Below are 19251 nucleotides of genomic sequence, written 5' to 3' on the forward strand. Positions count from 1 at the left end.
TCTAGGTCAGAACAGATCGAAATCAGATTTCCTGGTCGGACAGATAGGCCGGGGCCGCCATGGGTGCCGGGGCCTCTTCACGATCTGGCTGGTCGAGAATGCTCGCATCAACCAGGCCCTCTTCGATTTCACGCAGGGCGATAACCGTGGGTTTGTCGTTCTCTTCTGGAACCATCGGATCCTGTCCGCCGGTGGCAATCTGGCGGGCGCGCTTACTACCCACGATAACGAGTTCGAAGCGGTTGTCGACGTGCTCCAGACAATCTTCAACGGTGATACGTGCCATAAACTTTCGGTTCCATTCACTGTGCCCGGGTGGGCGAATTCTGTTCGGGGGACCGGTTATTTTACCGGACCGGGGAGTGTACGCAATTCGATCAACCGGCTCAATGGCGCAACAGTGCCTGCAACAGTTCACCGTGGCGTTTCTGTTGCTTTTCCAGGCGTTGGCGCTGGGCGGTGAAGATGGAGCCAAGCTCTATTAGGGCCTGCTCGAAATCGTCGTTAATCACCAGATAGTCGGCTTCCACGTAGTGGGTCATTTCATCAATGGCCTGATCCATACGACGCTCGATCACACTTTCGTCATCCTGGCCTCGACCTGTGAGGCGTTCGCGCAGGGCCTCCTGAGAGGGCGGCAAAATAAAAATACTGACGGTCTCTGGGTGCAGACGGCGCACTTGAGCGGCACCCTGCCAGTCAATTTCCAGGATTACATCGCGGCCACCAGCGAGAATTTCCTCGATACTGCCCTTGGAAGTACCGTAGTAATTATCACCGTATACCTGAGCGTGCTCGAAGAAGGCACCTTGCTCAAGCATTGCCAGAAACTCCTCGCGCGACACGAAGTGGTAATCGACACCGTTGACCTCGCCCGGACGCATGGAACGGGTGGTATGGGAGATAGAAACGGTGACCTGATTGTCGCTATCCACCAGTGCTTTGACGAGACTGGTTTTGCCTGCGCCGGAGGGGGCGGATACGGTATAGAGGGTTCCTGTTTGCACAACTGATCCTGTTCGGGGGCAAAGCGCCCATTATAACCGAAGCCGTTACCTGAGCGGTGACTGGCAGTTGCGCAATTCCAGGAGAAAGGAGGAAAAGGCTAAACCCCGGCCGGAATTGGGGGGTAAGTGTTGGGAGTTTCAGGAGGCGCTATAAACTGCCTTCTGAGCCCGGCCGGGATCGCCCAGCGGGAGATCACTCGATCACCACCAACATCCTGCAATCGAGGTTCACTCCTTGTTGCTAATCGCAAACGACAGCGACTGTATCCTCTTTGCAAGTGATTGCCAACCACCCCCAGACCAGAGCACTGATCGCAATATAAGCGCTGAAAATTGGGACAAATTGTGTGTTTAACAGCGGCAGCACCCCGCAGTAGAGGGCCAGGCGTAAGGGTTCCAGATATTTGGTCAGTGGATGGTTATCGAGAATTCGCCCATTGATTACCAGGCCAAAAACCAACAGTGCTACTGCCCCCAGCAGTGAGGGAATTTCCAGGCTCTGGTAGTACCACAGGAGTGCCAGGGTGGCGGCGGAATAGCACAGGTGCTGGCCCAGCGCGTAGTTGCGTCGGGCCCGATGAATCTGTGGGTTGTAACGCTGGAAAGATTTCAGGTTGGTGGAGGGGACTGGCATTGCCGCTTCGGCATCTGCGGGACGATAGCCGGTGGGGCGGAACCAAAGGGTAAATTTGTCCCACCAGTTTTTTGTATACCAGGCGTCTTGCGCCATGCGTTTCAGATGTTGCAGGTTTGCCGCCAGAGGGTCGAAGGTATTAAGGGGTTTGCGCACACCGTAAATACAGGGCTCCCCCTCCAGCTCCTCTTGATAGGTACCAAACAGGCGGTCCCATAAGATCAGGATTCCGCCGTAGTTTTTATCTACGTACACCTTGTTCTGCGCATGGTGCACTCGGTGGTTAGAGGGGGTAATCAGCAGCCATTCCATCCAGCGGATTTTGGGAATTTTTTGCGTGTGTACCCAGAATTGGTAAATCAGATCTATGGCTCCGGCCACGATCACCATTTCCGCTGGCAAGCCAATCAGCAGCAGGGGTAAATAGAATACCCAATCCAACTGCAACCCACCGCTAGACTGGCGCAAGGCAGTGGTGAGGTTGTAATCCTCGCTCTGGTGATGCACCAGGTGTTCCGCCCAGAACACGTTGACCTCATGGCAGATGCGGTGCTTCCAGTAATAACAAAAATCGTAGGCGAGTACAGCTAGCGCCAGGTGCCAGCCATTACTCATGGACCAGTCGAAGCCGACTGCTTGGTAGTAAGGCAGCAGCAGCTGGTATAGCGGGATATAAATGACTAGAAATAGGCTTTTATAAGTAAGCCCAAGTATGCGGCTTAGGATACCCGTACTCAAATTTCCCAGGGCATCGTTGAGGCGGTAAAGCCCCCAACCTTTCCAGCGGTCCAGTGCGAGTTCTGTGAGTACGGCGATCAGGAAAAAAGGGATGGCGAAGGTAATCAGATCCACGGTGACCTCTTATTGTTATTACTCGATACCGTTTCTCCTGAATGTGCCATAGGGGCTGCGCTGGTCAAATAACCGCAGAGGCTGGATTCCGAAATCCGTCAGCGTTTGTATAAGAGGCCGCTTATAATCGCCTTTTTCTCAACTTGTGGTCTGCACGCAGGCTGGGTCAAACAACTGTTCGATCATTTGCCCAACCGCAGCGCGGTCCGAGGTGGCGCGGAGATAAGTTCGCAGCCCAATCATTTGAACCTGCAACTGGCGAGCGAGCAGCGCCGAGTCTGTCTGTTTGGAAAGCTCTCCAGCAGTCACCGCACTCTCCAGATACTGACGGAACTTTGCCCCATGTGCAGCCAGTAAAGCGCGGGCCTCGGCCAATAGTGCTTCTTCTCCTTCATCCAGCTCTGAGATGGCTTTAGCTAATAGGCAGAGCTCGTTTGGGGCATCAACATCGTCACCTAGCAATATGTGATGGAAATAGGCACGCAAGCCTCCAAGGTTGCTGCCTTCGTCATTTATGCATTGAAGGAGTAATTGGTCGCGATTTTGCGCGTAATAGCTGAGAACCTCTTTGAAAAGTCCAGATTTACTACCAAAAGCAGCATAAATACTACCAGGACGAAGATTGGTGGCCTGTTGCAGGTCACGAGTCGATGTGGCGTGAAACCCTTTTTGCCAGAAAAGCCAGGTTGCCCGCTGCAATACTTCCTGGCGGTCAAATTTCGCGGTATTCGCCATGTTGCCTCCACTTGAGCAATTGCTCAAATTTTACCCTTTCAAGAGATATCCGCCAATTACTCTTTGCTGTTGAACGATCGCTCAATATTGGTTAGTCTCATAATACCTGATCGATCGCTCAAGTATTTAACCCAAACATCAAAGGTGAGTTCAGCGATGAAAGAGTTCCAGATTTACGATCTTGAAAGTGCACCGCAAGACAGCAAACCCCTCCTCCAGAAATCTATCAAGGCCTTTGGCTCTATCCCCAACTTGCACGGGGTTATGGCAGAGTCCCCCCAAGCCCTGGCGGCTTACCAGGATTTACATCAGTACTTCCTGGACACCTCATTCAATGCCGAAGAAATGACCGTGATCTGGCAGAGCATTAATGTGGAGCATAACTGTCACTACTGTGTACCGGCACACAGCGCTATTGCCAAGGCGATGAAAGTAGCGGATGAAGTGAATGAGGCCCTTCGCAATAAGACGCCCCTACCTACTGAAAAACTTGAAGTACTGCGGGACACCACCCTGGCGATTGTGCGTGAGCGCGGTGTGATTTCAGATGAGGTATCAGAGAGGTTTTACGCAGTGGGCTATAACCGCCAAAATCTGCTGGAGATTATTGTTGGGGTTGCGCAGAAAGTGATGAGCAATTACATCAATCATCTTGCAGATACGCCGGTTGACCCCCAATTTGCCGCATTTGTTCGTTAGATTGCGTGGGCCGGCACGGGAAAGCTATAAGGCCGGCATTTGCCGGCCTTTCTATAAGATCCACAAGCGGTGGGGATATCAGTTACTGGCCGCTGCCACTGCCGAAGCAGCGTCGACAATGCCAGAGCCACAGCGCGAGCAAGAGGATGGGAAACTGCGCGCGGTGCTGGTGAGAATAGACTCTACCTGATCGGGTGTCACATTGGGGTTCACCGAATAGATCAGAGCTGCGGCACCGGCTACATGGGGGGTGGCCATGCTGGTACCGGGATAGTAAGCATAGGAATCCGTACCGGCTACAGTGTTACCGCTGTTGAGCGTGGATAGCACACCATCACTGCTCACCACATTGGTCTCACCACCCGGTGCGGCTATGTCGACCACATTACCGTAATTAGAGTAGTAGGCGCGACCACCGGAGCGATCTGTGGCGGCAACAGTAATAACCCCCGAGCAGCTTGCTGGCGTGTAACGGCGAGCATTGCGAGCGGAGTTGCCGGCGGCAACCACGACGGTGGCACCTAGGCTGCGTGCGGTATTGATGGCATTCTGCGTTGTGGTAGCGCAACTGCCGCTACCACCCAGGCTCAAGTTCAGTACCTGGGCGGGGTTGGCGTTGGTTGGGACACCGCTGACAGAACCGCCGGCGCTCCAGATGATGCCGTCGGCAATATCTGAAGTGTAACCGCCACAGCGGCCGAGTACTCGCACGGGTACGATCTTCGCTTTGGGGGCCACACCGGCTACGCCCATATTATTGTTGGTCACTGCCGCTATGGTGCCGGCGACATGGGTACCGTGCCAGCTGCTGTCCGCTTCCGGGTATCGGGGGTCACCACAGTAGGTATTGGTATACCAGTCGCCGGGGTCGGTGGCGTCGCTGTCGCGGCCGTCGCCATCCACAGAGACATCGGTATCGGAAATCATGTCGTAACCGGGCAGCAGGTTAGCGGCCAGATCTGCGTGGGGCAGGAAGCCGGTATCGATAACTGCGACGACCACACCCTCGCCCTGAGTGGTATCCCAGGCTGCCGGCAGATTAAGGCCACCGGTGGACTCAAAATAGTGCCACTGATCGTAATAGCTGGGGTCATTGGGTACGGCCATGGCCTTCATCATCAGGTCGGGCTCTGCATACTCGACATCGGGGTCCTGTTTAAGGCGGCTGATAATAGCCTCGAGCTCTGCTTTGTTTTTGCGTCCCTCCAGGCGCATCACCTGAGCACCTGTGGCCATACGGCGCAGGTGACGCATTTTATGGCCGGCGCGGCGGGAGGCTTTATCTATGGTTTCTGGAGCTAGTCTGGCCACCTGCCCTATTTTAGCGCCCTGCTTGTATTTGACGATAATGCGGTCGGTGATTTGAGCGTTGCTGGTATCTTCGACCTGGGCGGCAAAGGAGCTTGCACACAGCAGTGAAAATACGCCGGCCAGTGCGGACTTATGCAATAGATTTTTCAGTGGTGTTTTCATTATTGTTATCTCTCCGTGATGGATGGTTATCACCCTGGTCAATATTTAGCTGACAAGAGGGGAAATCCGGGTGCTTGGCTTTCGGTAGAACTGCAAAAAAGCGTGGCACCGTTAGAACACAGGCAAAATATGTGCCCGAAAAAAGTGCATTAAGGAATTTTGTCGATACAGCTGGCAAAGTTCGGGGTTGGTTCAGGGGGGCAGAGGCATGGCCTCTTACTTAGCCGCGTAACGCACAGCTCGTTATTTCCCTTCCCCCCGCACCAATTGGGTGAGGTACTTTGGTTCTTTATTGCTAATTCGCACCAAAATACCTCTTTCGTGGCCGGAGCTTTTGGCGCCGGCCTATGTCGTCAATTAGGGAGTAGTTTCAGCCTTTAGGGTGACGCCGCTGTAGGAGTCGTAACCGTAAACACTGACATACCAGGTACCCGAGTCAGGGTTGCTAATAGTACAGCTCTCTTCATTGCCCCAGAGGTAGGGGCGGCAATCGTACCGACGTAGAGTGGGGTAGTTGGCATGGCGGACATAGAGGTCGACTTCGCCACTGCCGCCAGACATCTCTATATTCAAGCTTGTAGTACCCGCAGCGACTTCGATGGTGAAGTCGTTCCAACTGCCGGAGCTGCCGGAAAGGTTGGATTCGGTCCAGCTGACACCGCCGCCATTTCCGTTGTCGCCACCGTTGTCTCCATCGCTACCGCCGCTCGCCATGGCCACTGCTGCTGTAGCATCGACAATACCGGCACCACAGCCGCTGCATGAAGATGGGAAACTGCGTGCGGTGGTGGTGAGTATCGATTCGATGTCGTCCGGGCCCAGGTCAGGGTTTACCGAATACAGTAGTGCGGCAGCACCGGCAACATGTGGGGCAGCCATACTGGTGCCTTGCATATAGACGTAGCTATCGCTGCCCGCGACGGTACTGCCACTATTGTGGGTGGAGAGAATGCCGTTCGGGTCGTTAGCAAAACTCTGCGCTCCCCCCGGTGCTGCAACATCCACTACGCTGCCGTAGTTGGAGAAGTAAGAGCGGCCGCCATCGCGGTTCGTTGAGGCAGTAGTTATTACGCCATCGCAGCTGGCGGGAGTGTATTGGCTGGCGTTATCGGATTCATTACCGGCAGCGACTACGATAGTGGCGCCGAGGCTGCGTGCGGTGTTGATAGCATTCTGAGTTGTCGTGGCACAGCTGCCACCACCACCAAGACTCAGGTTGAGTACTTGTGCGGGGTTGGGGTTGGATGGCAGGCCGCTGACAGAGCCGCCAGCGCCCCAGATGATGCCATCGGCGATATCTGAGGTATAGCCACCACAGCGGCCGAGCACGCGTATCGGTACAATCTTGGCTTTGTAGGCGACACCGGCGATACCCATATCGTTATTGGTGACGCCTGCGATGGTGCCGGCGACATGGGTGCCGTGCCAGCTACTGTCGCTTTCCGAGGGGATGCGAGGATCATCGCCACAGGCTTTGTCCGTATACCAGTCGCCTGGGTCTGTGGCATCGCTATCACGGCCATCGCCGTCTACAGACACGAAAGTGTCAGAAATCATGTCGTAGCCCGGCAGAATATTGCCCACCAGATCAGGGTGTGGGCGGTAACCAGTGTCGAGCACCGCGACAACCGCTCCCTCACCCTGAGTGACATCCCAGGCCGATGGCAGGTTCAGACCGCCGGTGGACTCAAAGTAGTGCCACTGGTTGAGATAGCTAGAGTCATTGGGCACAGCCATTGCGCGCATCATCAGATCCGGCTCAGCGTACTCCACATCCGGATCCTGTTTCAGACGGTTGATAATCGCGTTCATTTCCGATCTGTTTTTGCGACCTTCCAGGCGCATTACCTGAGCACCAGTGGCCATACGGCGCAGGTGACGCATTTTGTGGCCGGCGCGACGGGAGGCCTTTTCCACCGTTTCCCTGGCCATGCTGGCAGCCCGGCCAACCTTGGCACTTTCCTTGTATTTAACGATGATGCGGTCCGTCAGCAGAGCGTTGTCCGCTTGTTGTGCCTGGGCAGTGAAGGGCGCAGTGCATAGCAGTGTAAAAACGCTCGCAAGAGCCGTCTTCTGCCGAAGGTTCTTGAGTGGTGAAGTCATTATTATTTGCTCTTCGAAATTATTGTTATCCGACAGCCAGCCAATCAGCTGGTCTATCGGTCACTCCTGAAAAGATCTTTCACTGACAGAAATATATCCGCCAATAGAAAGTCCCGAATAGCCGCCAGAATAGGCATTTGGCGGTTAAAAAGACCAAAATTAGTACCAAAGTTTCACATTGGCACAGATATATAACGACTTTGAGATTATTGTCCTCAGCTGAGGAACCTGAAATTGTGTGGCTTATGACGACAAATTTATAATTTTTTAGAAAAAAGTCAGGTAATGAGAACTTGGTCAGTGAGAAGGTGTGTCTTAGTTCACGAGCTCAGTTGGCGAGGGGTGGTTATCGGTTTTGCAGAAAAAAACAGTAAATCACTGTTTGGCAGCAAATGATTTTATGCCTTTCTGGTGCGAGGTAATTTTAAGTATTTTTGTCACAGCGCATGCATTAATCCCCAGTGGTAGCTTCTTTCAGAGTTCGCGCTGAATACTGACTGGTAACTTTTCTGACATCACAATGACTTCAAAACAGCATTCAGCCGTCTGTACGAACTATGGCCGGAAACTTGTTTTTATTTTTTTGAGTGCACACAGAGAGCGGTCATCCGGCTCCCTGTGTGCCTGCTGTGAATTTGCTAGAGAAAAACTATGAATTTTTAGATACAGCTTGTCGGTCCGTAATAGGGTTGGGTGTGTGGGCCCATATTTTTGCAGCCATTATGCCAAAGAGGAAACCGAATAGATGCGATTCCCAGGAGATATACATTCCTTGTGGCAGCACACCAAAAATAAGCCCGCCATAAACCAATCCGACAAAAATGGATATCATTAGTCGAACAAATTGCTTGCTGATAAAGCCGGCCAGCAATAAGAATCCAAAATAGCCATAAATTACTGAACTTGCGCCCAGATGATTCCCGCCTCTAGCAAATAGCCAAACGGCAAGGCCAGTGGTGACAATAATCGTCAGAGTGACTTTTAGGTAGGTTTTCACTCCATATTGCAACAGCAAAAAACTGAAAATGCACAGGGTTACTATATTGGATAGAAAATGCCAGATGCTTCCGTGTAGCAATGGAGCGGTAAAAATATGGGGCAGATGGTCGATGGATCTAGGAACTAGGCCGAAGTAATTCAATGAGCGGCCGGATAATATATTAATAATTTCAATAATGGTTACAGCTAAGAATATAGCCCCAACCCATTTAATATTATTTCGCATATAAAATGTATTTTAATGTTAGCTGGGTAAAGTCGCAGATAGTTTTTTAGCCGAACGTGAATACGGGGCTCTTATTTTGGTTTTAAAAAAGCCCCATAATATGCTTACTCAATATTTTGTACTTGCTCACGCATTTGTTCGATCAAGACCTTCAGCTCTACTGCAGCCTGGGTGGTGTCGGTTACCACGGACTTGGAGGATAGAGTGTTGGCCTCGCGGTTAAATTCCTGCATAAGAAAATCCAAGCGCCGACCTATAGCGCCGCCTCCAGCGAGCACCCGGCGGGTTTCTACAGTGTGGGCATTTAGGCGATCGAGTTCTTCATCGACGTCGGCTTTTTGAGCGAGCAGTACAATTTCCTGTTCCAAGCGCTCTTTATCCAATTCTATAGAGAGCTCTTCCAGGCGGTTGCGCAGTTTTTCCCGCTGTGCCTCTAGAATCTGTGGTAGCAGTTCCCGCACTAGGGCGACTTGTTCTTCAATGCCTTTTAAGCGGGCTTCAATAAATTTGGCTAACTCCGCACCCTCACGCTCACGATTCGCGCGCAGTTGTTCTAGCGCTTCGCGAAACGCCTGCAAAATAGTGGCGGATTGCTGCTCAGTATCGGCTTCCGGTTCGCTAATAACACCGGGCCATTGGAGAATCTGCAGAGGGTTGAGTGGTTGGGCGTCTTCACCGCCGGTCACTTGTTTGGCGGCGTTAATCAATGCTTGTGCCAGCGGCTGATTAATTTCAAGCCCACTCGTTTCCACACTGTTGGGTTTTACTGTAAGCGTGAGTTCCACTTTTCCACGGGATAAACTTTTCCGCAAAATATCTCGTAACTGCGCTTCCAGAGGGCGGGCGACCTCGGGCAGACGGAAGTGCGGCTCCAGGTAGCGATGGTTGACCGAGCGCAGCTCCCAAATGGCGTTTCCTGTGGCATAAGCGGCTTCGGCGCGACCGAAGGCTGTCATGCTTCGCACTTTGTTCTGTTCCCGGTTATTGGCCATTGCTCATCCCCTGCAGGCGTATTTATCGGCTCGGCATCATAGCACAGCGTTCGGATATCCATGTGGGGGTATATAATGCAGGGCTTTCATTCATTGACCGAGGTGAGCTATGCAGCGTCCCAGTGGCCGCGCGGCGGCGCAGATGCGCCAGATAAAAATTACCCGAAACTACACCTGCCACGCCGAGGGCTCTGTGTTGGTAGAGTTTGGTGACACAAAAGTTCTGTGTAATGCCTCAGTGTCGAGTGAAGTACCGCGCTTCCTGCGCGGTCAGGGCAGCGGTTGGATCACCGCGGAGTATGGCATGCTGCCGCGCTCTACAGGTTCCCGCATGCCGCGTGAGGCAGCCAAGGGTAAACAGAGCGGCCGCACTGTAGAGATCCAGCGTCTGATTGGCCGCTCCCTGCGCGCAGCGGTGGATCTGGAAAAGCTTGGAGAGAATCAGATCACCCTGGATTGCGATGTTATCCAGGCCGATGGCGGCACACGCACGGCGGCTATTACCGGCGCTTGTGTAGCCTTGGTGGATGCGCTGCGCCATATGCAGCGGGAAAAAATTCTCGCTGAGGATCCGTTGCTCAACCTTGTCGCGGCGGTCTCTGTCGGAATTTATGACGGCGAGCCGGTTTTGGATCTGGACTATCCAGAGGACAGCGCGGCTGATACGGATATGAATCTGGTGATGGCGGCAGACGGAGGTATGATCGAAGTACAGGGTACCGCTGAAGGTAAGCCTTTTTCCGAGAAAGAGTTCGCGCAGATGCTGGGTTTGGGTAAAGCGGGAATCGATGAACTGATCGAGATACAGCAAAAAGCCTTGGATGAGTGAGGCTTTGTATTTTGCTGAGTTAGGACCGCTCCCGCTGTAAAGCGGGTCGGTTCGCGACAGGACTCGGCTCCCCTACTCTCAGCCGAAATGGGCCGAGTCCTCAACGGTTTATACTTCCAGGTCGTAATCCATCATTAGTGGTAGGTGGCTGGAGAAATTCACATTCTTGTTAATCGCACCGTACTCAATACGATTTTTCAACCCGTGTGAAACGATCTGCATGTCGGTACGCCAGCCATCACCTTCGCCTACGGTGCCACTCGGCCACCAGGTAAATTCATCGGTGTCTTTGACCACGCGGCGAAAGGCATCGACATAGCCAATTTCATTGAACAGCTGGTCCAACCAGCGCTGTTCGTGACGCATGAAACCAGGGCTATCCTGGTGGTCCTGCCAGTTCTGCACATCGGCACGGCGGTGTGCCATGCCCCAGTTACCGCAGAAAATAAAATCGCGGCGCTTGCGGCTGATTTTGTGCAGGTGCGCTTGCATGTCGTCGAAAAACTGGACCTTTTTCTCCAGTGAAGCCTCGTCAGTGGCTATTGGCGCTAACAGAGAACCCACACTCAGGCGTTCAAAATCTGCCTGTAAATAGCGCCCATACATATCCTCGCCGTTGGCGAAACCCATACCGAAAATAATGGCTTTGGGCTGGTTGCGTGTATAGATCGCCACGCCGTTTTCATGGGGCGTTCCCGAATCGAAGAAGTAGCTGTAATAGCCATCGGGGTGGAATATGGGGTGGTCTAGCTCCGGCTCCAGAGAGCGCAGGTCTTGAAGGCAGATAATGTCTGCATCCTGCTCAGCTAACCAATCGTAGAGACCGCGCTGTGCGGCCTGATGAACGCCGTCTACAGACAAGCTTACTATTCGCATTATTAGCCCCTTACCAGCGGACTGTGTATCATTAGAAACATTATTTGCATGCCTATCCCCGGAAGAAATGCTACGGGGAGGTCTCCCTTCACCTTAGCTAATAGTTAACAATTTTCCATGCAGCAATATCAGCGCAATTTTATCCAATTGGCCCTGGATCATCAGGTGTTGTGTTTTGGTGACTTCACTCTGAAGTCAGGCCGTCAAAGCCCCTATTTTTTCAATGCTGGCCGCTTCCACACCGGTGCGGCACTAGCCGCACTGGGACAGGCTTACGCCGAGGCGATTATCGCTTCGGGAGTGGAGTTTGATGTCATTTTCGGACCGGCTTACAAGGGTATCCCGCTGGGTGCGGTGACTGCCGTGGCACTGGCTCAGAAAGGTATCGATAAGCCTTTCTGCTACAACCGCAAAGAGGCCAAGGATCACGGCGAAGGCGGAACCTTAGTGGGTGCGCCGCTTAATGGCAAGGTTTTGATCATTGATGATGTGATTACGGCCGGTACTGCGGTGCGTGAGGTGATGCAAATCATCGAATTTCACGGTGCCGAAGCAGCCGGTGTAGTCATCGGTTTAAATCGCCAGGAAAAGGCCAGCGAAGATTGTGAATTCTCCGCTATTCAGCAGGTCGAACAGCAGTTTAATATCCCAGTCATTAGCATTGTACAGCTGGATGATATAGTCAGTTTCCTCGAGCAGGAGTCTCAGGATAGTGAAACCCTGCAAAAAATTGTCGATTACCGGCAGCGTTACGGCGTAACGGGTTAAGTGAGAGGCCCGCTCGTTATAGCGGGCCGCATCAATTTAGTGAGAAGAGCGATGGCAATCGCCCCCATAAAATGTTTCCTGGTTCCTGCCATTCTGTTGTCTTGTACCCTGGCGAGTGCCGCCAGCGGTGAGCAGTTGCTCTATCGCTATACCGATGAGCAGGGCATCATGGTACTCAATGAAATGGTGCCGCCGGAGTACGTGGCTAAGGGCTACGAAATTCTCAACCTTTCTGGCCGTGTTATAGAAGTGGTTCCACCGCAGTTGAGTCCCGAGGAGTTCGAAGCGCAGCGCCGACAGGAAGCACGCGAAGAAGCGGACCGCAAGCTGCTCAAACGCTATAACAGCCTCGCCGATATCGAAAGTGCTCGCAAACGCAAGCTGGCAATTGTTGAGCAGGATATGGCGATCATGCACTCGAATATCACCAGTCTCACTCGTCAAATTACCCAGGAAGAGACACAGGCGGCGCGCACCCAGCGCGGTGGGCGCGAGGTGGCTCCGGAGCTCCTGCAGCGTATTGCCGATTTGCAAAAAGAAGTGGCAGTACTGCGCGAGCGCCTTAAACGGCGCGCCGACGAGGCCAGTTCTATCGGTGAGGAATTTGATAAAGCCGCCGCGCGCTACGCAGAAATTACTAACAGATCCTGATAGTGCAGGACCATTAGCGCCTTTCTGGCTTCGTTACACGTGCGTCCTTCCAGTTATCTTTCACTTTCCATACCGCACAGCCAGTTACCTGGCTGCGGCGACGGTCTCGCGGAAAAAGCCGGAGGTCAAAACCGGCCATTGCTCGGCCCAGTACTCGGTGGGCTTACGCTTAAAGCCGCTGCGTACATATTGCACGATACGGCCCTCGGCACTGGCCAATAACAAGTTGGCGGCACCGCCCAGGGGCAGGGTTGGACGCAGGTGTTCACGCAGTTCCGCTTCACGCAAAATCTGACGGATTTGGGTTTCCAGGCGATCGAACAATTGCAGGATACGCCCGTGCAAACGCTCGGTTTCGCCGGTCAACGCATCGCCAGTGAGAAGTCGGGTAATACCCGGATTGCGCTCACAAAAAGCCAGCAGAAGGTGCAGGATTCTCTGGCATCGCTCCAAAGCAGAGGGTTCTTCCTGAAGAATCAGCGCTATGCGACTGAAAATAGTCTCCTCGATAAACTCGATCAGGCCTTCGAACATTTTTGACTTACTGGGGAAGTGGCGGTATAGCGCCGCTTCAGAAAAGCCAACTTCCTTGGCCAGGGCTGCAGTTGTAATACGTGCGCCAGGACTGGCTTCCAGCATATGTGCCAGAGATTCCAGAATTTGCTGGCGCCGATTGATTTTTTCGCTGCTCATTGATTGCCTTTAGTCCACTTGGGGGGTGGACGGTGATTTTTGCTCTTGTCGCCATAATGTTTCGGCGGCGGAATCCTACCGATTCGGACGTCTGTCTTCAATTGCCAAGCGCTACTGTGCGATGGCTTTATGTCTCACTATTGGTAATCAAGGTGCCGACGCCGGTATCGGTAAATATTTCCAGCAGGACCGCGTGAGGTACCCGGCCGTCGATAATATGGGCAGAAGTGACCCCGTCTTTTACCGCGTCGAGCGCACAACTGATTTTCGGTAGCATGCCGCCATGAATGGTGCCATCTTCAATCAACCCTTCCACCTGGGGCGTCGTTAGGCCGGTGAGTACCTCGCCCTGCTTATCTTGCAGGCCTGCAACATTGGTGAGCAGCATCAGCTTTTCTGCCTGCAAGCACTCGGCGACCTTACCGGCCACCAGATCGGCATTGATATTGTAAGAAACCCCCTCTTTGTCGACGCCGATAGGGGCGATTACCGGAATAAAGCCGCCCTGGATCAGCATATTGATGACATCGGTATTGACCTTTTCCACCTCGCCGACCTGGCCGATATCAATAATTTCTGAGGCGTGCAGGCCGGCGCTCTCATTTTTGCGGCTCAGTTTGCGCGCTTCGATTAACAAGCCATCCTTGCCGGTAACGCCCACTGCGCGGCCTCCGTTCTGATTGATCAGATTGACAATTTGCTTGTTGACCGTGCCCCCCAATACCATTTCCACCACATCCATGGTCTCGCTATCGGTTACGCGCATACCGTCGACAAAGTGAGATTCGATATTGAGTTTGTTCAACAGCAGGCCTATTTGCGGGCCGCCGCCGTGTACCACTACCGGGTTCATGCCCACCAGCTTCATCAGGATAATGTCGCGGGCAAAGTCGTTTTGCAGCTCGTGATCCACCATGGCATTACCGCCAAACTTTACCACCACGGTTTTATTGGTGAATTGCTGGATATAGGGCAAGGCTTCATTCAAAACCTGAGCAATACGCAGAGCGGACTTCTTATCGAGGGACATGGCAATTCCTTTATGGTGGGATGCGGCTGGATAGCTTTCCCGCTGTCCAGCCGCTGCTGTAGATACTGCGCGGTCGAGATTTTTTTGATTAAAGCACGGAGCGCTAGTCGGTTGCGGCACCTGCCTGTGCCGCACAGGTTTAAAATTGGTGCGCTAGTTGAGCAGTTCCCAATTGGGAACGACAACTGTGGGAGCAATTTTCTTGACCTGCGCCATGACTACTTTGCGAATACGCTCCAGAGCCTCTTTATTTTCGGCCTCGAAGCGCAGGGTCAACGCGCTGGTGGTATTGGAGGCGCGCACCAGCCCCCAGCCATCAGAAAATTCTATGCGCAGACCGTCGGTAGTATTGATATCGGCATTGTCAAAATTGCCTTGTTCGCGCAACTGCTCAATCAGGGAGAATTTCTCCTGCTCCTCTACGGGCAACAATATTTCCGGGGTGCTCTCCATTTGCGGCAGTGAGTCGAGGAGTTCATCCAGGCTCTGTTCCCGCAGGGCCATAATCTCCAGGAGCCGCGCCGCTGCGTAGATACCATCGTCGAAACCAAACCAGCGATCCCGAATAAAAATATGGCCGGATAACTCACCGCCAAGAATTGCCTTGGTTTCTAGCATTTTGTTTTTCATCGGCGCGTGGCCGGTCTTCCACATCACCGGGCGGCCGCCGTACTGGTTTATCAATTGAGCAAGGCTACGGCTGCTTTTCACATCGAAGACGATCGTCTCCCCCGGGTTGCGTGCCAGGATGTCTCTCGCCAGTAGCATAACCAGCTGATCGGCCCAGGCGATGCGCCCGCTGCTGGAAATCAGAGTGACACGATCACCATCGCCATCCAGAGCTATGCCCAGGTCTGCGCCGGTTTCCGCCACTTTGTCGATCAATGCTTGCAGGTTTTCCGGGCGCGTGGGATCGGGTGGATGGTTGGGGAAGTCCCCATCCACTTCACAAAACAGCGGAGTGACTGCGCAGCCCAGCTGCTCAAACAACCGGGGTGCCAAAACGGAAGTGGCTCCATTGCCCGCATCCACTACCAGGTGCGGTTGTCCGGCGAGGGCGACGTTGTTAAAGATCTCGTCAATATATTTGTCTTTAATATCCTGCTCGCGGTTACTGCCTTCCCCGCTTTTGAAGGGCCCCTGCTGCATAAGCTGGTGCAGGCCCTGTAGCTTTTCTTCAGAGAGGGGGCGGCCCTTGAGCACAATCTTGAAGCCATTGTATTCCGCCGGATTGTGGCTCGCGGTCACCATAACACCGCTGCTGGTGTTCTTGCCCTTGGCGCAGGCGTAGTAAAGCAGTGGTGATGGGATCAGGCCCAGATCGATACTGTTACAGCCGCTATCGAGAATCCCCTCCATCAGGCAGTTGCTGAGCAGTGCACTACTGTTGCGGCCATCGCGCCCCACTAGCAGGATTTGCTCTCCGGCGTGCTGTGCCAGGGTACCGAGGGCCTTTCCCAGCTGGTAGGCAAAGGGCTCATCAATTTCCTCACCGGCGATGCCGCGGATATCGTATGCGCGAAACACATGAGGGGGAAACTCGGTAGTTAGCGGATGTTGGGGCTTACCTGATTTGGTCGCAGACCTTGCCTCAGCGCGATTTGTCATATTCTGTTGTAAAGCTTCGGGAGCGATGCTGGGTGCCGATGCGAGCCCTTGGGGTAAAGCTTCATCCGCCAGCAGAGCATCCTGCTGCGACTCGGGCGCAGGGAATTTTTCACTTTCGCTTCTTCCACCTTTCTGGCTGCGCTCCCAGGGGGCACGGTTGTCTCGGGGCAGGAAGCGTAGAAGTACCAGTAAGGAGAGCATCAGGCCGGCGCCGGCTGTGAGATAGATCCACAGAAGTGGCAAGCTGTGTTGCTGGATAAATGCAGGGGAGGGGCTGAACTGCAGCTGTAGATAGCTATCCGGAATTGCTTCAGAATGGCTGAAGCCACTGCCCTGCCCGCCGCGCCAAAGGGGCTGTGCAATCGAATCGGGAAATTTTTGAAGCAGCTGAATCTGTCCCTGGTTTTTATCGAGCGTTTCCAGGGATGTTTGCAAAACAGCGAAGGGCTGGCTGATCAGAAGTTGTTGCCCAGCCAGGTTAACAGCATTGTGAAGCTGCCAGCTGTTGTCGGGGCCGGTACGCAGTATCTCTAGGGGCTGTTGACTGTCTTGTCGGGTACGCTTAAGCAGATCTACTAGCGCGAAGTTCAGGGTTGGCTTTTCACCTGCGCCCACGCGGATTTGTGCCTCTGAAAAGACCTGAATTCGCGATTGTTTCGGTAGTTGTGCTGTTTTTAGCTGTTCTTCAAGGGGTTGTCCATTGCGTTCAATTTTTTGCAGCTGCCGCGTGCGTTCGGCTAACAGAGACTCTACATCTTGCGCGAAGATTTTTCCCTGCGCCCGGGCTGCCTGTTGTACTTGCGCTTGATTGTGGGGGGTGACTATATGCTCAACGATTAGATAGGCCCCGCAAAGCCAGGCGACGGTCGCCAGCAACGAAGGCAGCAGCAACCCCTTGTGCAATAGTCCTTGGCTCTGATTTTTCTTGTTGAAAACCACTGATTTTCCTGCCTGTTAATCTTTATTTCTGCGCTTTGACGGCAATAATTTCTATTAACTGTCGCGCTAGGTCGGCCTTTAGAGCCTCGGGCAGTTGTGTATTGCCGTGGCGATCTATCACCGTGACGGCATTGCGTTCACTATTGAAGCCGGTTTCACTGCCACTGACGTCGTTGGCGATAATCATATCGAGGTTTTTCCGTTGCAGTTTGCTTTGCGCATACTGTTCGACTTGCTGTGTCTCAGCGGCAAAGCCCACGGTAAAGGGGCGTCGCTCGCTGCGCGCGGCGATGCCGGCGACGATATCCGGGTTTTTAACCAGGGTAATAGCGCTCTCGTCGCAGCCCTCGCGTTTCTTGATTTTTTGTTCCGCCACCGAGGCGGGGCGAAAATCGGCAACAGCGGCAGCGCTGATAAAAATATCGCAGAGGTCGGCCGCACGCTCGGCGGCATCGCGCATATTCCGCGCATCGATGACATCGACGCGCTTCACATGTGCGGGAGTGGCCAAATTTACCGGCCCGGCGATCAGTGTGACCTCGGCGCCGGCCTTCCGGGCGGCCTCGGCCAGGGCGAACCCCATCTTGCCGGAGCTGTGGTTGCTCAGATAGCGTACCGGGTCCAGGGCCTCGCGGGTTGGGCCGGCGGTAATCGCCACGCGCTTGCCGCGCAGACAGTCGCTAGAGCCGAACTGTGACTCGGCCTGCAGGGCCAAGTCAGCGGGCTCCAGCATGCGGCCGGGTCCCACGTCACCGCAGGCCTGGCTGCCAGCCGCCGGTCCCCACAGCTGTACCCCGCGGTCACGCAGGGTTTTGGCATTGGCAGCGGTGGCTGGGTGGCGCCACATGGCCTGATTCATGGCGGGGGCCAGGGCCACTGGTGCCTCGCTGGCGAGACACAAGGTGGTGAGCAGGTCGTCGGCCATGCCGCAGGCCAGTTTTGCCATCACCTGGGCACTGGCGGGGGCAATCAGGATCAGGTCGGCCCACTTGGCCAGCTCGATATGCCCCATGGCGGCTTCAGCGGCTGGGTCCAGCAGATCGGTGTTTACAGGGTTGCCGGATAGGGCTTGGAAAGTCAGCGGCTGCACAAACTCGCGCGCGCCGGCGCTCATTACCACTCTCACCTGGGCACCGCGTTCTTTTAGGCGGCGTACCAGGTCGGCGCTCTTGTAAGCGGCAATACCGCCACTGATTCCCAAAAGTATGCGTTTATCGGCCAGTGAGGACATAGATACAGTTTCCGAATATATGCGAGCGGGTTAGATTAGCATTTCTGCGTCTGGACTTATAAGGCGCAGAATAGACGCGAAAATCGTGCTTGTGGTGAGTTGGGGAGAGAGTTCACAAAAAAAGACAGTCAGGGAAGGCGAGAAACGATTATGAAGATCAAGGATTGGCCGGCGGCTGAGAGGCCCCGGGAGAAGCTGTTGGCGCAGGGTGCCGCGGCGCTGTCGGATGCAGAGTTGTTGGCGATATTTTTGCGGGTGGGGCTGCCGGGCGTTTCCGCAGTGGATTTGGCGCGGGGCCTACTCAGTGAGTTTGGCGGCTTGCGTGCCCTGTTGGAGGCAGGTAGGGAGCAGTTTTGTCGCGCTCGTGGATTGGGGGATGCCAAGTTTGTACAGCTGCAAGCGGCGCTGGAGATAGCGCGACGACACTTGGCAGAAACGGTGCGGAAGGGCAGTGCTTTGTGCAGTCCGGCGGCAGTGCGAGACTACCTGGCTATGCAGTTGCGCCATCGTCGCCGCGAGGTCTTTTGCTGCCTTTTCCTGGATACTCAGCACCGTGTTATCAGTTTTGAGGAATTGTTCGAGGGCACTCTGAATGCCGCCAGTGTTTATCCTCGTGAGGTGGTGCAGGCTGCTTTACAGCGGGGTGCGGCGGCAGTGATTCTGGCGCATAATCACCCATCGGGCATTTGCGAGCCTAGCCAGGCGGACATCTGGATTACCGAGCGTTTGGTTCAGGCCCTGGAGCTTGTGGATATCAAGGTGCTGGATCATCTGATAGTGGGCGAGGGCCAGGCTCTATCCTTTGCGGAGCAGGGGCTGCTGTAGGCACTGCAATTGAGAAGCTGCGATTGGCGCAGAAGTACTGTACAAAACTTGCTCCCTACGGGCTCTTTTGGTATAAAACGC

The 19251-nt window shown here is 54.0% G+C and carries 18 protein-coding genes; 5 read left to right on the plus strand and 13 right to left on the minus strand.

The features are described from left to right. Positions 1-22 precede the first annotated feature (22 nt). The 4 genes from rpoZ to ACJJIV_RS11400 all read right to left on the minus strand — a co-directional run bounded on the left by rpoZ (position 23) and on the right by ACJJIV_RS11400 (position 3228). Positions 23-286, minus strand: coding sequence for a DNA-directed RNA polymerase subunit omega (gene rpoZ, locus ACJJIV_RS11385; RefSeq protein ID WP_252086044.1), 264 nt, complete (start codon positions 284-286; stop codon positions 23-25). A 100-nt stretch (positions 287-386) separates the two neighbouring features. Continuing rightward, positions 387-1007 (minus strand): guanylate kinase, encoded by a 621-nt coding sequence (gmk, locus tag ACJJIV_RS11390; protein WP_444889026.1) that lies wholly within the window; start codon positions 1005-1007, stop codon positions 387-389. Positions 1008-1248: 241 nt separating this feature from the next. Further along, on the minus strand, positions 1249-2493 hold the full coding sequence (locus tag ACJJIV_RS11395) for a sterol desaturase family protein (protein ID WP_444889027.1): 1245 nt from the start codon (positions 2491-2493) through the stop codon (positions 1249-1251). A gap of 138 nt (positions 2494-2631) precedes the next feature. Continuing rightward, on the minus strand, positions 2632-3228 hold the full coding sequence (locus tag ACJJIV_RS11400; protein WP_444887584.1) for a TetR/AcrR family transcriptional regulator: 597 nt from the start codon (positions 3226-3228) through the stop codon (positions 2632-2634). A gap of 156 nt (positions 3229-3384) precedes the next feature. On the opposite strand from ACJJIV_RS11400, the gene ACJJIV_RS11405 reads away from it, so the two are divergent. Beyond that, on the plus strand, positions 3385-3927 hold the full coding sequence (locus tag ACJJIV_RS11405) for a carboxymuconolactone decarboxylase family protein (protein ID WP_444889028.1): 543 nt from the start codon (positions 3385-3387) through the stop codon (positions 3925-3927). A 78-nt stretch (positions 3928-4005) separates the two neighbouring features. On the opposite strand, the gene ACJJIV_RS11410 is transcribed toward ACJJIV_RS11405, so the two are convergent. From ACJJIV_RS11410 to ACJJIV_RS11425, 4 genes are all read right to left on the minus strand, one after another. After that, a complete protein-coding gene (locus ACJJIV_RS11410) occupies positions 4006-5400 on the minus strand; it encodes a S8 family peptidase (protein ID WP_444889029.1) in 1395 nt (464 codons plus the stop codon). 357 nt (positions 5401-5757) lie between these two features. Further along, positions 5758-7503, minus strand: coding sequence for a S8 family peptidase (locus tag ACJJIV_RS11415; protein ID WP_444889030.1), 1746 nt, complete (start codon positions 7501-7503; stop codon positions 5758-5760). 649 nt (positions 7504-8152) lie between these two features. Continuing rightward, positions 8153-8728 (minus strand): rhomboid family intramembrane serine protease, encoded by a 576-nt coding sequence (locus ACJJIV_RS11420; protein ID WP_444889031.1) that lies wholly within the window; start codon positions 8726-8728, stop codon positions 8153-8155. Between the two features lie 104 nt (positions 8729-8832). Then, the gene (locus tag ACJJIV_RS11425; RefSeq protein WP_444889032.1) at positions 8833-9720 is read right to left on the minus strand and encodes a YicC/YloC family endoribonuclease; all 888 of its coding nucleotides are present in this window, start codon (positions 9718-9720) and stop codon (positions 8833-8835) included. A 109-nt stretch (positions 9721-9829) separates the two neighbouring features. Here ACJJIV_RS11425 and rph point away from each other — a divergent pair, with 109 nt between their 5' ends. Next, on the plus strand, positions 9830-10549 hold the full coding sequence (gene rph, locus ACJJIV_RS11430) for a ribonuclease PH (protein WP_444889033.1): 720 nt from the start codon (positions 9830-9832) through the stop codon (positions 10547-10549). Positions 10550-10657: 108 nt separating this feature from the next. On the opposite strand, the gene ACJJIV_RS11435 is transcribed toward rph, so the two are convergent. Next, on the minus strand, positions 10658-11425 hold the full coding sequence (locus ACJJIV_RS11435) for an exodeoxyribonuclease III (RefSeq protein ID WP_444889034.1): 768 nt from the start codon (positions 11423-11425) through the stop codon (positions 10658-10660). Between the two features lie 117 nt (positions 11426-11542). On the opposite strand from ACJJIV_RS11435, the gene pyrE reads away from it, so the two are divergent. After that, entirely contained in the window at positions 11543-12193 is a 651-nt protein-coding gene (gene pyrE / locus ACJJIV_RS11440) for an orotate phosphoribosyltransferase (RefSeq protein WP_444889035.1), read from the plus strand. A gap of 51 nt (positions 12194-12244) precedes the next feature. Then, positions 12245-12844, plus strand: coding sequence for a hypothetical protein (locus ACJJIV_RS11445; RefSeq protein ID WP_444889036.1), 600 nt, complete (start codon positions 12245-12247; stop codon positions 12842-12844). An 84-nt stretch (positions 12845-12928) separates the two neighbouring features. On the opposite strand, the gene slmA is transcribed toward ACJJIV_RS11445, so the two are convergent. The 4 genes from slmA to coaBC form a co-directional block, all read right to left on the minus strand. After that, positions 12929-13537 (minus strand): nucleoid occlusion factor SlmA, encoded by a 609-nt coding sequence (slmA, locus tag ACJJIV_RS11450; RefSeq protein ID WP_252083881.1) that lies wholly within the window; start codon positions 13535-13537, stop codon positions 12929-12931. 127 nt (positions 13538-13664) lie between these two features. Continuing rightward, a complete protein-coding gene (gene argB, locus ACJJIV_RS11455) occupies positions 13665-14567 on the minus strand; it encodes an acetylglutamate kinase (protein WP_252083880.1) in 903 nt (300 codons plus the stop codon). 153 nt (positions 14568-14720) lie between these two features. After that, entirely contained in the window at positions 14721-17114 is a 2394-nt protein-coding gene (locus ACJJIV_RS11460; RefSeq protein ID WP_444889037.1) for a phosphomannomutase/phosphoglucomutase, read from the minus strand. A 22-nt stretch (positions 17115-17136) separates the two neighbouring features. Then, positions 17137-18345, minus strand: coding sequence for a bifunctional phosphopantothenoylcysteine decarboxylase/phosphopantothenate--cysteine ligase CoaBC (gene coaBC / locus ACJJIV_RS11465; RefSeq protein ID WP_444889038.1), 1209 nt, complete (start codon positions 18343-18345; stop codon positions 17137-17139). 150 nt (positions 18346-18495) lie between these two features. Between coaBC and radC the strand changes: the two genes are divergently transcribed. Then, positions 18496-19170, plus strand: a complete 675-nt coding sequence (radC, locus tag ACJJIV_RS11470; RefSeq protein WP_444887576.1) for a RadC family protein — start codon at positions 18496-18498, stop codon at positions 19168-19170. Positions 19171-19251 lie beyond the last annotated feature (81 nt).

The organism is Microbulbifer mixtoriginis (SeqCode), assembly GCF_052466765.1.

Coding starts and splice junctions, on each gene's coding strand:
- rpoZ (WP_252086044.1), bottom strand. CDS start 286: ATGGCACGTATCACCGTTGAAGATTGTCTGGAGCACGTCGACAACCGC.
- ACJJIV_RS11400 (WP_444887584.1), bottom strand. CDS start 3,228: ATGGCGAATACCGCGAAATTTGACCGCCAGGAAGTATTGCAGCGGGCA.
- ACJJIV_RS11405 (WP_444889028.1), top strand. CDS start 3,385: ATGAAAGAGTTCCAGATTTACGATCTTGAAAGTGCACCGCAAGACAGC.
- ACJJIV_RS11410 (WP_444889029.1), bottom strand. CDS start 5,400: ATGAAAACACCACTGAAAAATCTATTGCATAAGTCCGCACTGGCCGGC.
- ACJJIV_RS11415 (WP_444889030.1), bottom strand. CDS start 7,503: ATGACTTCACCACTCAAGAACCTTCGGCAGAAGACGGCTCTTGCGAGC.
- ACJJIV_RS11420 (WP_444889031.1), bottom strand. CDS start 8,728: ATGCGAAATAATATTAAATGGGTTGGGGCTATATTCTTAGCTGTAACC.
- ACJJIV_RS11425 (WP_444889032.1), bottom strand. CDS start 9,720: ATGGCCAATAACCGGGAACAGAACAAAGTGCGAAGCATGACAGCCTTC.
- rph (WP_444889033.1), top strand. CDS start 9,830: ATGCAGCGTCCCAGTGGCCGCGCGGCGGCGCAGATGCGCCAGATAAAA.
- ACJJIV_RS11435 (WP_444889034.1), bottom strand. CDS start 11,425: ATGCGAATAGTAAGCTTGTCTGTAGACGGCGTTCATCAGGCCGCACAG.
- pyrE (WP_444889035.1), top strand. CDS start 11,543: ATGCAGCAATATCAGCGCAATTTTATCCAATTGGCCCTGGATCATCAG.
- ACJJIV_RS11445 (WP_444889036.1), top strand. CDS start 12,245: ATGGCAATCGCCCCCATAAAATGTTTCCTGGTTCCTGCCATTCTGTTG.
- slmA (WP_252083881.1), bottom strand. CDS start 13,537: ATGAGCAGCGAAAAAATCAATCGGCGCCAGCAAATTCTGGAATCTCTG.
- argB (WP_252083880.1), bottom strand. CDS start 14,567: ATGTCCCTCGATAAGAAGTCCGCTCTGCGTATTGCTCAGGTTTTGAAT.
- coaBC (WP_444889038.1), bottom strand. CDS start 18,345: ATGTCCTCACTGGCCGATAAACGCATACTTTTGGGAATCAGTGGCGGT.
- radC (WP_444887576.1), top strand. CDS start 18,496: ATGAAGATCAAGGATTGGCCGGCGGCTGAGAGGCCCCGGGAGAAGCTG.